The sequence below is a fragment of the Microlunatus sp. Gsoil 973 genome, from assembly GCF_009707365.1.
Lineage (GTDB): Bacteria > Actinomycetota > Actinomycetes > Propionibacteriales > Propionibacteriaceae > Microlunatus.
On the sequence record NZ_CP046122.1, the window covers coordinates 1,056,485 to 1,069,594 of the forward strand.

At 67.8% G+C, this 13,110-nt stretch carries 16 protein-coding genes and 1 tRNA gene; 10 read left to right on the plus strand and 7 right to left on the minus strand.

Features of this window, described 5'->3' with window-relative positions:
* Positions 1-182 precede the first annotated feature (182 nt).
* Both GJV80_RS04935 and GJV80_RS04940 read left to right on the plus strand, forming a co-directional pair.
* Positions 183-497 carry a nucleoside triphosphate pyrophosphohydrolase gene (locus tag GJV80_RS04935; protein WP_154686935.1) on the plus strand — a complete coding sequence of 105 codons (315 nt, stop codon included), beginning with the start codon at positions 183-185 and terminating at the stop codon, positions 495-497.
* A gap of 146 nt (positions 498-643) precedes the next feature.
* On the plus strand, positions 644-874 hold the full coding sequence (locus GJV80_RS04940) for a hypothetical protein (protein ID WP_154686936.1): 231 nt from the start codon (positions 644-646) through the stop codon (positions 872-874).
* Positions 875-1,694: 820 nt separating this feature from the next.
* On the opposite strand, the gene GJV80_RS04945 is transcribed toward GJV80_RS04940, so the two are convergent.
* Genes GJV80_RS04945 through GJV80_RS04955 form a run of 3 tightly spaced genes read right to left on the minus strand, consistent with a single transcriptional unit; the run spans position 1,695 to position 2,917 of the window.
* Complete coding sequence (locus GJV80_RS04945; protein ID WP_195909166.1) at positions 1,695-2,099, minus strand: SRPBCC domain-containing protein; 405 nt, start codon at positions 2,097-2,099, stop codon at positions 1,695-1,697.
* Positions 2,096-2,449 (minus strand): helix-turn-helix transcriptional regulator, encoded by a 354-nt coding sequence (locus tag GJV80_RS04950; protein ID WP_194694450.1) that lies wholly within the window; start codon positions 2,447-2,449, stop codon positions 2,096-2,098. The genes GJV80_RS04945 and GJV80_RS04950 overlap by 4 nt, the downstream gene beginning before the upstream one ends.
* Positions 2,450-2,461: 12 nt before the next feature.
* Positions 2,462-2,917: an SRPBCC domain-containing protein gene (locus GJV80_RS04955; protein ID WP_154686938.1), complete on the minus strand. Its 456-nt coding sequence runs from the start codon at positions 2,915-2,917 to the stop codon at positions 2,462-2,464.
* Positions 2,918-3,081: 164 nt separating this feature from the next.
* Here GJV80_RS04955 and GJV80_RS04960 point away from each other — a divergent pair, with 164 nt between their 5' ends.
* The 5 genes from GJV80_RS04960 to GJV80_RS04980 all read left to right on the plus strand — a co-directional run bounded on the left by GJV80_RS04960 (position 3,082) and on the right by GJV80_RS04980 (position 5,980).
* Positions 3,082-3,519, plus strand: coding sequence for a MarR family winged helix-turn-helix transcriptional regulator (locus tag GJV80_RS04960; protein ID WP_154686939.1), 438 nt, complete (start codon positions 3,082-3,084; stop codon positions 3,517-3,519).
* Complete coding sequence (locus GJV80_RS04965) at positions 3,516-3,950, plus strand: hypothetical protein (RefSeq protein WP_154686940.1); 435 nt, start codon at positions 3,516-3,518, stop codon at positions 3,948-3,950. Before GJV80_RS04960 ends, GJV80_RS04965 begins: the two co-directional genes overlap by 4 nt.
* Entirely contained in the window at positions 3,947-4,771 is an 825-nt protein-coding gene (locus GJV80_RS04970) for an SRPBCC domain-containing protein (protein ID WP_154686941.1), read from the plus strand. The genes GJV80_RS04965 and GJV80_RS04970 overlap by 4 nt, the downstream gene beginning before the upstream one ends.
* Positions 4,772-4,835: 64 nt before the next feature.
* Entirely contained in the window at positions 4,836-5,168 is a 333-nt protein-coding gene (locus tag GJV80_RS04975) for an EthD family reductase (RefSeq protein ID WP_154686942.1), read from the plus strand.
* A 203-nt stretch (positions 5,169-5,371) separates the two neighbouring features.
* A complete protein-coding gene (locus GJV80_RS04980; RefSeq protein WP_230208145.1) occupies positions 5,372-5,980 on the plus strand; it encodes a GNAT family N-acetyltransferase in 609 nt (202 codons plus the stop codon).
* A gap of 132 nt (positions 5,981-6,112) precedes the next feature.
* On the opposite strand, the gene GJV80_RS04985 is transcribed toward GJV80_RS04980, so the two are convergent.
* From GJV80_RS04985 to GJV80_RS04995, 3 genes are all read right to left on the minus strand, one after another.
* On the minus strand, positions 6,113-7,129 hold the full coding sequence (locus GJV80_RS04985) for a tyrosine-type recombinase/integrase (RefSeq protein ID WP_154686943.1): 1,017 nt from the start codon (positions 7,127-7,129) through the stop codon (positions 6,113-6,115).
* Positions 7,130-7,316: 187 nt separating this feature from the next.
* Positions 7,317-7,390: transfer RNA gene (locus GJV80_RS04990), tRNA-Met, on the minus strand.
* Between the two features lie 53 nt (positions 7,391-7,443).
* Complete coding sequence (locus GJV80_RS04995) at positions 7,444-8,580, minus strand: FUSC family protein (RefSeq protein WP_154686944.1); 1,137 nt, start codon at positions 8,578-8,580, stop codon at positions 7,444-7,446.
* A 118-nt stretch (positions 8,581-8,698) separates the two neighbouring features.
* On the opposite strand from GJV80_RS04995, the gene GJV80_RS05000 reads away from it, so the two are divergent.
* The 3 genes from GJV80_RS05000 to serA are packed head-to-tail and all read left to right on the plus strand — an operon-like array spanning position 8,699 to position 11,870.
* Positions 8,699-9,469 (plus strand): ThuA domain-containing protein, encoded by a 771-nt coding sequence (locus GJV80_RS05000; RefSeq protein ID WP_370518816.1) that lies wholly within the window; start codon positions 8,699-8,701, stop codon positions 9,467-9,469.
* Between the two features lie 13 nt (positions 9,470-9,482).
* Entirely contained in the window at positions 9,483-10,604 is a 1,122-nt protein-coding gene (locus GJV80_RS05005; protein WP_154686946.1) for a Gfo/Idh/MocA family protein, read from the plus strand.
* Between the two features lie 60 nt (positions 10,605-10,664).
* The gene (serA, locus tag GJV80_RS05010; protein WP_154686947.1) at positions 10,665-11,870 is read left to right on the plus strand and encodes a phosphoglycerate dehydrogenase; all 1,206 of its coding nucleotides are present in this window, start codon (positions 10,665-10,667) and stop codon (positions 11,868-11,870) included.
* 33 nt (positions 11,871-11,903) lie between these two features.
* On the opposite strand, the gene dgoD is transcribed toward serA, so the two are convergent.
* Complete coding sequence (gene dgoD / locus GJV80_RS05015; RefSeq protein ID WP_154686948.1) at positions 11,904-13,052, minus strand: galactonate dehydratase; 1,149 nt, start codon at positions 13,050-13,052, stop codon at positions 11,904-11,906.
* Between the last annotated feature and the right edge of the window lie 58 nt (positions 13,053-13,110).

Genomic DNA, 13,110 nt, shown 5'->3' on the forward strand with positions numbered 1-13,110 from the left:
GCATTGCTCCTGCCTCGCTCAGCGGAGAACGTGGTAGAAACGGTGCACTGCGCCAGATGATCTTGTCAAGGTAGTGTTCACGGTTGCCACCGATACTGTGCATGCGGACCAAGGATGACCAAGCCGGTATCGCATGGTCAATCTGCTGGCGTGGGTCGCGGCCGGGCTGGCAGCATGGCACCGTGACGCAGGGAAAGCTCGTACGCGATCGGATTCCGCAGATCATCAGAGCGCAGGGCGGAACGGTCGTCGCTCGCCGGCTGACCGATCAGGAATACGAATCAGCGCTGCTGGAGAAACTCGTCAAGGAAAGCCAGGAGCTGGCGCTGGCCGGATCGCGCCGGGAGCGTTTGGAAGAGTCGGCCGACGTCTACGAGGTCCTGTTGGCGATAGCCGGCAAGAGCGGGTTCGACTTCGCAGAGATTGAGGCCGCTGCCGAACGAAAGCGGGCGGCGCGTGGTGGCTTCGGGGAGCGAATCTGGTTGGAATCCTGGTGACCGCGATCTGTCGGCGGTACCGGCATTGGCCCACATTGGCCGCTGGATCAGTCGGACGGACTCGCGTGTTCGGATGCGACCGCAATTGCGGGCTCGTACTCGCCTGCGGTGATCGACGACGTCGGCCACCACTGAGGTGCGGCCAGATGCACGAGTACGAGATTGCGCCCGGCAAGTCCGTCTGCGTACGGCTCGGCCGCGTCGGCGCGACGCAGCTTCGCGTGCAAAAGCCCGGCAGCTTGCACTTCGAGGAATCGATCGGCGCCGTGCTGACCAGACCTGCAGGAGACGACCACCTCGTACCCCAGTCTCAGGGCATGCCGTTGGACGAGGTCGCCTTCTACGGGCTCGGCCGGCAGATCCACGTCAACACTTGAGCCGCCGTCTTCGCGGAGATGATCTTGGCGATGAGGGCCGGTGGGACGATCTCGTCCCCTCCTCCGTGAACCCCGAGGTTGCTCTTCGCCCTTTGCAGCGGCTGCCCGTCGATATCCACCAGGAAGGTGCTGCTGATGCGGACTCCAGGCGAGATCAGATCTGAACGCACCTCGTCGGCCCGCCGGGCCACTCCACCGAAGGTCAAGGTTTGACCCAGGGGTGCTGGGGATCGGCGTGTCGGAGCCGTACGGTCAACGTTTGAGGTTCGGGACGGGACCCGGGACGGAAAACACGAAGGCCCGAACCAGTTGGTCCGGGCCTTCGTTCGTGGTAGCGGGGACAGGATTTGAACCTGTGACCTCTGGATGAAGTCAGCCACATACCCGCGGTTGCTCGTCAGTGCGCGTTCCTGTGCATCCATGCTTCCATCACTGGCGAAACAGCACTCTGACGCTGCTTACTCTAGCCCGTCGATCCCCGACACTGAGCGTTAGTACCTGGCCCGTTTTTGGCCCCGCTCGAATCCTCGTTTTCAGCCATTGACTGCGTGCGTCGGCGCGTGCTTACGGTTCTCCGTTGTGGCAAACGCTGAGCTCGCGGAGGCCATGGAACGCCTCGGACCTAGCAGCGCGCGCTCGGGCGCAGTCGTTCACGTTCGACTGGACGTCGGGCGCGAAGTCGCCAGTCACGCGTCGCCGGCACCTACCCGGTGATCGCATCGGCAGTCCGCTGTGCCGTGCCAGACCCGATCGGCCCGGCCGCGACGCTCAGCCTGGTGATGCACGAGCGTTGTGTCGGCGGTTATGACCTCGGGCCGGACTATGTCCGGCACAATCTCGCGAGTTGGTGCTCCCACCCGGCGCGGTGCTGCTCGATGCGATTCTCCGGCAGGCCACGGTGAGTCAGGACGACCATGGTGTCGTCCCCATCCGGAGTGAGCACTACCTCCACCGTCGAGGCAGCGGGCGGGAGCGCGCGGTTGCCATCGATCCCCCAACTGAACGTGACCCGATGCGGAGGTTCCACAACGAGGTACGTGCCACGACAACGGACGTCGCCCATGACGAGGTCGAACCGCCCACCGGGCAGCGGGTCGAGCTCCGCCAGGTCGCCGATCCACGTGGTCAGGAGCGCGGGATCGGTGAAGTAGCGGAAGACGACCTCGGGTGCTGCCTGAATGTGCTCGGTCGCGATGACGATGCCGTCGTGGACCTCGGCGCTCACGCGTCTCTCCCGGAGTCCCTCGGATGCGCCTCCTCGACGGCCCGCTTCAGGCGGGACAGGGCCTCCGGCCAGAGCTCAGCCAGCAGCCCGCGCACGGACTCCAGCGGCTCCTGGCGGAGCGAGTAGAGCCGTCGGGTGCCGTCGCGGCGTTCCGTGAGCAGGCCGGCAGACTTGAGGACGCCGATGTGCTGGCTGACCGCCTGCTGAGTGAGCGTGAAGCTCGCCGCGATCTGTCCGGCAGGCAGCTCCCCGTGCTGGACCAGGCGCAGGATCTGTCGGCGATGGGGGTCTGCCAGAGCGCGGAGCACCGCGTCAGGTGTCTCGTTCTTCGACCGCGTTCGTCCGACCACGGGACCAGCGTCTCAGGAACCGTAGGGGTGTCCTGAACCCGTCCGCAGGAGCGAGCTTATGCTGGCCATGAAGTGATTCCACCCTGCGACGCAGTCGTCCCAGCACGCGAGCTTTGGCGTCAGGCCGCGGTGCCGGAAGTGGAGCTGAGCACCCTCTCCGGCGGCACGGACCTCGACCTCGATCGTGGTGCCGAGCCATTCGTGCGTGTGCCCGGTCGGAGTCAATCCGTCGGCGACGACGGGCTCCCACACTACCCGGCCCGGATCGGTCTGCAGCACGCGCACGGCGTTCTGTCCGTGCTCGCCGAAGCTGATCACGAGAACCCCGCCGATCTTGCCGTCTCCGGTCGTCGGTCCCCACCAGCGGCTGACGCCCTCCGGCGAGGTGAACAGGGCGATCAGGTCCTCAGGGGCGGCAGGCAGGTCCAGCACCGCGGTGAAGTCTCCGGCAATGGTCGTGTCAGTCATCACAGCTCCATATCACAGGCAGACACTTGTACAAGTTATAACTTGTATTAGACTGACCCGCGCCCCGTGTGTCAAGAGCGATCACTCCGACGCCCGGGTCAGGGGCGCCGAAGACCCCCAAAAGGCACTTGCTCGTCCTGGATTAACTAATCTAGATTAACCGTATGACGACCTCCGGCGCCGCCGACCTGGCGTCCGACCTCCGCCTTGCCCTAGGCCGCGTCGCGCGCAAGATCCGCCGAATCTATGTAGACGCGGCGAAGGGCGTGAGCTTCCTCGAACTGGCCGTGCTCCAGCGACTCGAACGCACCGGGCCTTCCGCACCCGGGACGATCGCTGGCGACGAGGGCGTCACCTCGGCTGCCGTCGCGGCAACGCTCACCAGCCTCGAACGGGCCGGGCTCGTGCACCGCGCCCGGGACCCGGGCGACCGTCGGCGCGTGATCGTCACGATCACCCCTTCCGGTCAGCAGACACTCGAGGCGCGGGAGTCGGCCAGCATCGGCCGGATCGAGGCCGCCCTCTCCCGCTTGACCCGAGGCGAGCGCGAGCGACTCGCCGCCGCCGTACCGCTGCTTGAAAGGATCGCGACCGAGCTGTGAATACCACCTGGTCCCACCCCGACCCCGATGTCCGCGCCTTCCTGGACGACTTCGACGAACGCGGAGCCGATCCCGAGGGAGGGTCCGAGCAGCTCTTCGCCCCGACCTTCCTGGCTGCGGACCCGAGCCGGGCCGTCCCTCTCACGACGGCACAGCTTGCGGGCACGCTGCCGGCTCGCCGGGCGATGTTCGAGGCCGCGGGCGTCGGCGCCGTACGCCGGCAGCGCGCGCAGCAGCTGCGGCTCGACGATCGCCACGTCCTCGTCTCGGGCACGTGGATCGCGGACCGGGCCGGAGGTGCGCTCGAGCTGTCCTCGACCCTGCTCCTGCGGTCCGAGCCGGACGGATACCGGGTGCTGGTGTACCTGAACCACCACGACGTCTCCGCGCTGCTCACGTCTGTCCTTCCCGGATCGGAGTCCACGCCATGACCGACGCATCCCGGACCACCGTGCACCGCAGCATCACCGTCCCTCTCGCCCAGGGCGCGGCATTCGCGCTGTTCACCGACGGCATGGATTCGTGGTGGCCACGCGACGGATACTCCATCGGGCAAGCCCCGTCGCAGCAGTCGTGTCTGGAGGCTTACGAGGGTGGTCGATGGTTCGAGCGCAGCACCGATGGCAGCGAACACGTCTGGGGTCGAGTCCTGCACTGGCAGCCACCGCACCGCGTCGTGATGAGCTGGCAGATCAGTCCCGATTGGACCGCTGACCTGACGGTGGCTACCGAGGTCGACATCCGTTTCACCGACATCGGCGCCGGCGGGACGCGCGTCGACCTCGAACACCGTCACCTCGATCGCTACGGCGACCGACAGGGCGACATGCTGGTCGCTCTCGGTTCACCTGACGGCTGGCAGGCCGTCCTCGCCGCGTACGCCGCGAAGGTCGCGCCAATCGGCTTCGACCGCCACACCCTGGTGACCCTAATCCTGCGGCCCGACGCACCCGAGCTCTCGCCGGCAGAGGCGGAGGCCCTCCAGAACGCGCACCTGGCGCACACGGCGGACCTCGTCGCAGCCGGCCACATCCTCGCAGCAGGACCACCCGTCGATCCCGACGACGAGCGCCTCAGGGGCATCTCGCTCTGGTCGGTCGACCCGAACACTGCACGCCGGATGTGTGACGAGGACCCTGCAGTCCGAGCCGGACGGCTCGCCGCTCAGGTCGCGACCTGGATGACCCCGTCGGGGCAGCTCAGATTCGAGCGGGTTCGCGTCCCCCGGTCCATGGCCGAAGTCGAGGGCTGAACGCGCCCGGCTTCAAGCCATCCGGGCCAGCGCGACCCGCCCGCACCAACCAGAGGATTGAGTCATGTTCTGCGCATCGATCGTGTATCCCACCGGGCTGGACCGCTTCGACGCGGACTACTTCAGTGCCCGGCATATCCCCATGTTCGTCTCATTCCTCGGTGAGAACTGCGCGCGCTACGAGGTGCACCGGCCCTTGATGCAGCCCGAGGCACCGGACCCACCCTTCGCCGCCGCGGCGTACGTGTGGGTGCATTCGGCCGAGGAATTCGGAGCGGTGCTGGCGAAGCACGGCGAGGAGATCTATGCCGACATCGAGCGGTTCAGCAGCGGGCAGCCCGTCCGTGCCTGGTCGCTGGTCGTGGACCCGGTGGCTGAAGACCCGACCACCCGATGACCCAATCGGACCGCGGGCGCTCGTCCGCGCCCAGGCCTCCGGCGCTGTCGGTGCGCGACCTGGCCAAGGTCTACGGGCGTGGGCCGGCTTCGGTCCGAGCCCTGGACGGTGTCAGCCTCGACCTCGATGCCGGGACGTTCACCGGCCGTGGCGGCGCGAATCGCGCTACGGACGCTTCCGGTCGAAGGGATCGGTGTGTGTGAATGAATGCGCCGGAGGCCCGTACGAACGTCGCCGCCGCGCCACAGGAGGCAGGCATGCTGACCGGTGAGATCGTCGGGCTGCGCGTCCGGCGCGAGGAAGACGTACCCGTCCTCCACAGCGCCTTGTACGACGACGTCGACACCCGTGCCCGGGCCGACTCCCGGCCGTGGCGACCGATCCCGCCCGACTCGGCGGAATCGCCGTATGCCGTCCGCGGTCCCACCGAGGGTGTCGCGACATTCTCCGTCGTGCACCTGGATTCCCTCGAACTCGCCGGAGAAGCGTCGTTGTGGGGGATCGACACCCACAACCGGAGCGCGCACGTCGGCATCGCTCTACTGCCCAGATCACGCGGGAGGGGCCTGGGCACCGACACGGTCCGCGTCCTGTGCCGCTACGGCTTCATCGGCCTCGGCCTCCACCGGCTCCAGGTGGAGACGCTTTCCGACAACGCGGCGATCATTCGCGCGGCGGCACGGGTCGGCTTCCGGACCGAAGGCATTCTCCGTCGTTCCTCCTGGGTCAGCGGCACCTTCGTCGACCAAGTCGTGCTCGGCCAGCTCGCTGAGGAGTGGTCGGCTTCTGGGTCAGCCCGGAGCGGCGACTGACCCCGACGGTTGTCGACAAGACGTCGCCCTTGGGGTCCCACCGAGATGAGCAAATGCGTTCAGGCCTCTGACCAGCGGGTTTGGCGGAGGCCGTCGCTGCGTGAGCCGCCCATCCTAGAGAGACGAGGCAGATCAAAGCCCGAGGTCGCGGCTGGAGGTGAGGTCGAGGGCTTGCGCGGGGCGGATGTAGCGTTCCAGCAGGGTGGAGAGTCGCTTGTGGCGGGTCTGGGCGGCGATCCGGTCCAGGCTCACGCCGGCAACGGCTGCGGTCGTGGCGTGCCCGGCGCGCAGAGAGTGCGGGGTGATTCGCTCGGCCGGCAACCCGGCGTCGCGGGCGCGGTTGCGGAGCATGCGGGCGATGGCGTTGCCGGAGACCCTCTCGTCGGTGACGGCCTTGTTCCGCATGCTCGTGAACAGCGGACCGGCCTCGCGGCCCCGGCAATCCAGCCAAGCGTCGAGCGTTGCCAAGGGGTCGGTGTCGGCGTACTGGCCACACGCGACGGCGACGACCTGTCCCTCAGCGTGCTGGTCGGTCTTGGACTGGCGGACGTGTAGCAGGAGGCCGCCGGGTTTGCTCTCCATGTCGGCGAGGTCGAGGGCGGCGAGTTCGGAGCGGCGCAGCGCTGAAGCGTAGCCAAGCAGGATGATGGCGGCGTCACGTGCTCCCTTCGCCGTGGTGCGGTCGATGGGTCCGAGGATCTGGCGGATGTCGTTGGTGTCCAGCGGGCGCGACTGTCGACGCGGTGCGGCTCCGACGATGCGTCGCAGTCCCCGGCGTACCTGCCGGACGGCCTCGGACAGGGTTGGGTCGTCGAGGCCGCGGCTGCGGTGGGCGTACGAGATGGCGCCGATCGCGAGGTCGAGGGTGGGAACCAGTGCGCCTTCGCTGGCCCGTTCGGTGAGGTAGGCGCAGATCATCGCTGGCCTCGCGGGGAGCGCCGAGGTCTGCCTGGCCGAGCACCAGCGTTCCCACTGCCGCCAGCCGTGTCCGTAGACGCGGCGGGTGGATTCGGCCAGCCTGGAGGCGACTGCTTCGGCGATCCGAAGGGCGTCGTCGACGGTGAGCCCGTCGGGGAGGTCGAGAGCGGAGCTGTCGGAGATGGTGGTGGGGAGGGAGGCGGCCAGCGCCTCGGCGGTGGTGTCGATCATCCACAGGTTGTAGGGGTCGTCCGCTCCTGCCGGTCCAGCGGCCGGGCCGCGGTGCCGTCCCGGCGCCAGGTGCCGGGGGCGGTCCAGCGTGGCGGTCGTGGCCGAGAAAGGAGCACTTTCTGCCCACACGATCAAATCACCAAACCAAACCGGGCCGTGGATCCACTGGATCCACGGCCCTGACGAGTAGCGGGGGCAGGATTTGAACCTGCGACCTCTGGGTTATGAGCCCAGCGAGCTACCGAGCTGCTCCACCCCGCGTCGCGTTCCATCAACTTAGCCGAGACCGACACAGGTTTCAAATCGACGCCGGGTCAGTCGAGCGTCTCCGGGATCAGCTGACGCGCCTCGGCCGGACTCAGTCCGGTGAGTTCCAGGAGGTCGACGGTCATCGAGCGGATCTGGGCGAGGACGACGACCGCCGACAGCGACTCGTGGATCGGCAGTTGGGAGGTGGCGACGCCGACCTCGGCCAGCCGGTCCCTGACCCGGGTCGGCAGCTGCTGGCGATCCAGTTCCTCGGACATGAAGGCAACGGCGTCGGCGAGCTGTTCCAGCAGGTCAACGTAGGAAGCCGGCACCGATTCCGACCGCCACAGGGCGATCGCCGTCCGCCGGGCAAGCACCCGAAGATTCCGGCTGACCCGGTCCAGGCCCGGATACAGTTCGGCGAACGCCTTCACCGCCTGCAGCCGGTGCCGCACGAAGGGCGAACCCCGCACCACGGCGACGCCCTCCCGCGACGCCTCCTCGAGGTCCACGAGCTGGTCCTCACTGTGCCGAGCCCGGTCCAGCACAGCGTCGGCGGCCTGAACGTCGCCCGAGCGCAACGCGCCGGCCGCGTCGCGCAGGGTGGCGGCGACGTCCCGCAGCAAGGACGCCGCCAGTTGGCCGGGTCTGTGGATGGGGCCGGCCGGCACGACCGTCGCAACGATGAGCGCCAACACGCAGCCGATCACCGCATCGAGCCAGCGGTTCAGCCCGGCTGCCGGATCGGGGAACAGGGTGATCGCAATGATCGCCTGGACGCCGGCCTGGGTCGTCATCAGCGTCCCGGCGCCGAGCAGCACGGCGATGCTCATGGCGATCAGGCAGACCAGCACGATCTGCCAGTGCCCGGTACCGAAGAAGCGTACGAACAGGTCCCCGATGCCGACCCCGACGGCCACGCCGACGGAGACCTCGAGCGCGCGACGCCACCGTTGTCCGAAGCTGAAGCCGAGCGTGATGATCGCGGCGACCGCGGCGAAGAACGGGCGCGGACCGATCAGCAGGTCGGCCAGCAGCCAGGCAAGCCCTGCCGTCACGGCGCATTGAATGATCATGAACGAGCGGGACCGCAGCCGTCGCAGCCGACGCTTGGCCGAGTCCTTGCCGGCCCGGGCGGTTCGCTCGCTCAGATCGAACGCCTGCAGGGTGACCCGCTGGATCGAGAACCGTGGCGCCTCCATCAGCCACCACCTCCGTGCTCATCATGACCGACCGGCGACGCGAGCGAATCGTCCGAATACCGGAATCGCGGCGATGCTTACCCACGATTCCGGCCCGGCAGTGATCGGATGGGTCGTTGTGAACAATCCGATCCGCGTCACCGTATGGGGCGAGAACTTCCACGAAAACAGCGATCATGACCGCGACGGCATGGCCGAGCGGTATCCCGATGGTATGCACGGCGCCATCGCCTCGGGACTGACCAAGTTGCTGGGCGATGCCGTCGAGGTCCGGACCGCCACCCGCGACCAACCCGAGCACGGCCTCACCGACGACGTGCTGGCCGCCACCGACGTACTGACCTGGTGGGGTCATGCCCGCCACGACGAGATCGACGACGCCATCGTCGAGAAGGTCCACCAGCGGGTGCTCAGCGGGATGGGCATCCTGTGCCTGCACTCCGCGCACTTCTCCAAGATCTTCAAGAAGCTGATGGGCACCACCTGCTCACTGGCCTGGCGGAACAGCAACGACTCCGAACTGGTCTGGACGACCTCGCCCGACCACCCGATCGCCGCCGGCGTACCGAACCCGATCGTCATCGAGGGCCAGGAGATGTACGGCGAGTACTTCGACATCCCGCAGCCCGACGAACTGATCTTCATCTCCTCGTTCTCCGGCGGCGAGGTGTTCCGCTCCGGCTGCACCTGGAAGCGGGGCAAGGGCAAGGTCTTCTACTTCTCGCCGGGCGACCAGGAATACCCCGTCTACCACCATCCCGACATCCAGCGGGTGCTGGCCAACGCCGTACAGTGGGCCGCGCCCATCCCGGCGGCGACCCTGCAGTCCCCGGCGGTGGTGAACATGGCGCCGCCGAAGTTCGTCGACGCGAAGCTCAACTCAGAGTAGGACCGCTCCATTCATGAACAATCCGATCACCACAACTCCGATCGGCGGGCCGAATCTTCGCGCCGGCGTGATCGGTCTCGGCTGGGCCGGGCAACAGCACCTGGACGGCTACAACAGGGCCAGCGGCGTCGACCTGGTCGGCCTGGCCGGTCTGGAGACAGAGCACCTGCAGCGGCTCGGTGACCAGTACGCCATCGAGCACAGGTACGCCGACTGGGCCGATCTGTTCGCCGGCACCGAACTGGACGTCGTCAGCGTCTGCACCCCGCCGTCGCTGCACGCACCGATCTCGATCGCGGCGCTGGAGGCCGGCATCCACGTGCTGTCGGAGAAACCGATGGCCCTGGACTCGAGGTCGGCCCGGCAGATGGTCGACGCGGCGAAGGCCAACGGCCGGATCCTCGAGGTCTCGTTCAACCATCGCCGCAAGGCGGAGGTGACCGCGGCCAAGGACCTGATCGACCGCGGCCTGCTCGGCCGGATCTATTACGCCAAGGCCGGCTGGATGCGCCACTCCGGGATCCCGGGTCTGGGAAGTTGGTTCACCCGCAAGGCCACCGCAGGCGGCGGTCCGATGATGGACATCGGCGTACACATGCTGGACATGGCGCTCTACCTGATGGGCGAGCCGAGTGTGCAGACCGTCAGCGCCAGCACCTACGCCGAATTCGGTCCCCGCGGTCGCGGCGGCGCGAACTGGGGCATCAGCAGCAAGACCGGCGGCGACGGCACGACGTCCTACGAGGTCGAGGACCTGGCAACCGCCTTCGTCCGGATGTCCGACGGGGCAACCCTGCTGCTGGAAAGCAGCTGGGCGCAGGGCATCGGCCACGACGACATGTACGTCACCCTGTTCGGCACCGAGGGCGGGGCCGAACTGACCTGGAACCGGGGCGGCCCCCAGATCAGGGCCTGGACCCAGGTCGAGGGCGTCGACGCCCAGCTGGAACCGCGGATCGGGGCCAACGGCGGACACGCCGAGGCGGTCGCCGATTTCGTCGCCGCCGTACGGGCCGAGCAGCTTGACGGTCACCAGGGCGACGAGGCGTTGACCCGTGCGCTGATCGTCGACGCGGCCTACCGGTCGGCCGACAACTCCGCCGAGATCCGGTTGGAACCCGGGTCGGCCGCCTGACCTGAGGTCACCAGCCAAGATCGGATCGGCGTCGACGGGCCGAGGAAATAGGATGGCGCCGTGAAGGCGCTGCTCCTGGAGAACATCCATTCCGAGGCCCGTCGGCTGCTGACCGCGCGCGGGTACGAGGTCGAGGTGCGCAAGGGCGCCCTCGACGGTGCCGAGCTGGTCGAGGCGCTGCAGGGCGTCGACCTGCTGGGTATCCGATCCAAGACCCATCTGACCCGAGACGTGTTGGAGCGGGCGCCGCAGTTGCTGGCCGTCGGCGCGTTCTGCATCGGGACGAACCAGATCGATCTCACCGCGGCCGCCGAACGGGGAGTGGCGGTGTTCAACGCCCCCTTCTCCAACACCCGCAGCGTGGTCGAGCTGGCGATTGCCGAGATCATCGCCATGGCCCGCCACCTCACCGACAAGAACGCCGCCTTGCACGCCGGAGTCTGGGAAAAGTCCGCCAAGGGCGCTCACGAGGTACGCGGCCGCACCCTCGGCATCGTCGGCTACGGCAACATCGGCAGCCAGCTGTCGGTGATCGCCGAGGCGCTAGGCATGCAGGTGTATTTCTACGACATCGCCGACAAGTTGGCGCTCGGCAACGCCCGCCGCTGCAACAGCCTTGACGAACTGTTGGAGACGGCCGAGACGATCAGCCTGCACGTGGACGGCCGCGCCGGGAACGCCGGCCTGTTCGGCGCCGAGCAGTTCGCCAGGATGCGGCCGCGCAGCCTCTTCCTCAACCTCTGCCGCGGTTTCGTCGTCGACCACGAAGCCCTCCGCGACGCCCTGCTCAGCGGACATCTCGCCGGAGCCGCGATCGACGTCTTCCCCGAGGAGCCCAAGACGGCCGGCGACCCGTTCGTGTCACTGCTGCAAGGGATCCCGAACGTCATCCTGACCCCGCACGTCGGCGGGTCGACAGAGGAGGCGCAGACCGACATCGGCCAGTACGTCGCCGGCAAGCTGCGCGACTACGTCGCCGACGCCAACACGACGATGTCGGTGAACCTGCCGCAGGTGGCCGTCACCGAATGCCGGGCCAAGGCGCGCATCCTGCATGTGCATCAGAACGTTCCCGGCGTCCTGGCCACGACCAACGGCGTGCTGGCCGACTTCGGCGCGAACATCGAGAGTCAGACACTGAGCACCAGGGGCAATCTCGGTGTCGTGGTCACCGACGTGGGTTCGGAACTGTCCGACGAGTTGATCGAGAAGCTGCGGCAGCTGCCCGAGACGGTCTCCCTGCGGGTGATCACCAACCAGCACTGACCGGCCGGCCGGTCAGTCACCTCATCGGGTCGGTCACCACTCGGCGAAGGATCCGTCCTGATGCCGCCAGACCGGGTTGTGCCAGTCGTGGCTGGCCTTGGCTGCCTTGCGTACCGCGCCTTCGTCGATCTCGATGCCCAGGCCCGGGCCGGTGAGCCGGGCGATCGAACTGTCGGCGAAGTCGAACACCCCGGGATCGACCAGGTAGTCGCCCAACTCCGAGCTGCCGGCGTTGTAGTGGATGCCCAGGCTGGTCTCCTGGATGATCGCGTTCGGGCTGGCGAAGTCGACCTGGAGGCAGGCGGCGAAGGCGATCGGTCCGAGCGGACAGTGCGGGGCGAGCGACACCCCGTACGTCTCCGCCGCGGCGGCGATCCGGCGACATTCGGAGATGCCGCCGGCATGGGAAAGATCAGGTTGGACAACCGCGATGCCGGTGCGCAGCACCTCGCGGAAGTCCCAGCGTGAATAGAGCCGTTCACCCGTCGCGATCGGGATCGTCGTCGCCTCGGTGATCTTGGCCAGGTCGAGCTGCAGCTCCGGGACCACCGGTTCCTCGACGAAGAGCGGGTTCAGCGGTTCCAGTGCCTGGCAGGCGACCCGCGCCAGGGCGGGGGAGAACCGGCCGTGGAAGTCGATGCCGATGTCGACGGCGTCGCCGACCGCCTCCCGGACCGCGGTCACCCGTGCCACGATGCCCTTGATCTCGGCCCGAGACTCCAGCGCGCGCATTCTTCCGCCGCCGTTCATCTTGACGGCGTTGTAACCCTGTTCGACGCGCTGCAGTGCCGATTCGGCGAGCTGGCCCGGCTCATCGCCACCGATCCAGCCGTACACCCGTTGGCTGTGCCGGACGGGGCCGCCGAGGAGTTCGTGGATCGGTACGCCCAGGGACTTGCCCTTGATGTCCCACAGCGCCTGGTCGATGCCTGCCACCGCGCTGGAGAGCACCGGGCCGCCGCGGTAGAAGCCACCCTTGATCAGCGTCTGCCAATGATCTTCGATCGGGCCGGGATCCTTGCCGATCAACTGTCCGGACATCTCCTGGATCGCCGCCGCGACGGTCGCAGCCTTGCCCTCGACGATCGGTTCACCCCATCCGGTGACGCCTTCGTCGGTGCGGATCGCCAGGAACAGCCAGCGGGGTTCGACAATGAACGTTTCCAGCCCAGTGATCACCATGGCCCTCATTGTTGTGCATCGCCGTCGTGCCGGCCGGGCGGCCCCGTCGATTCGGTGA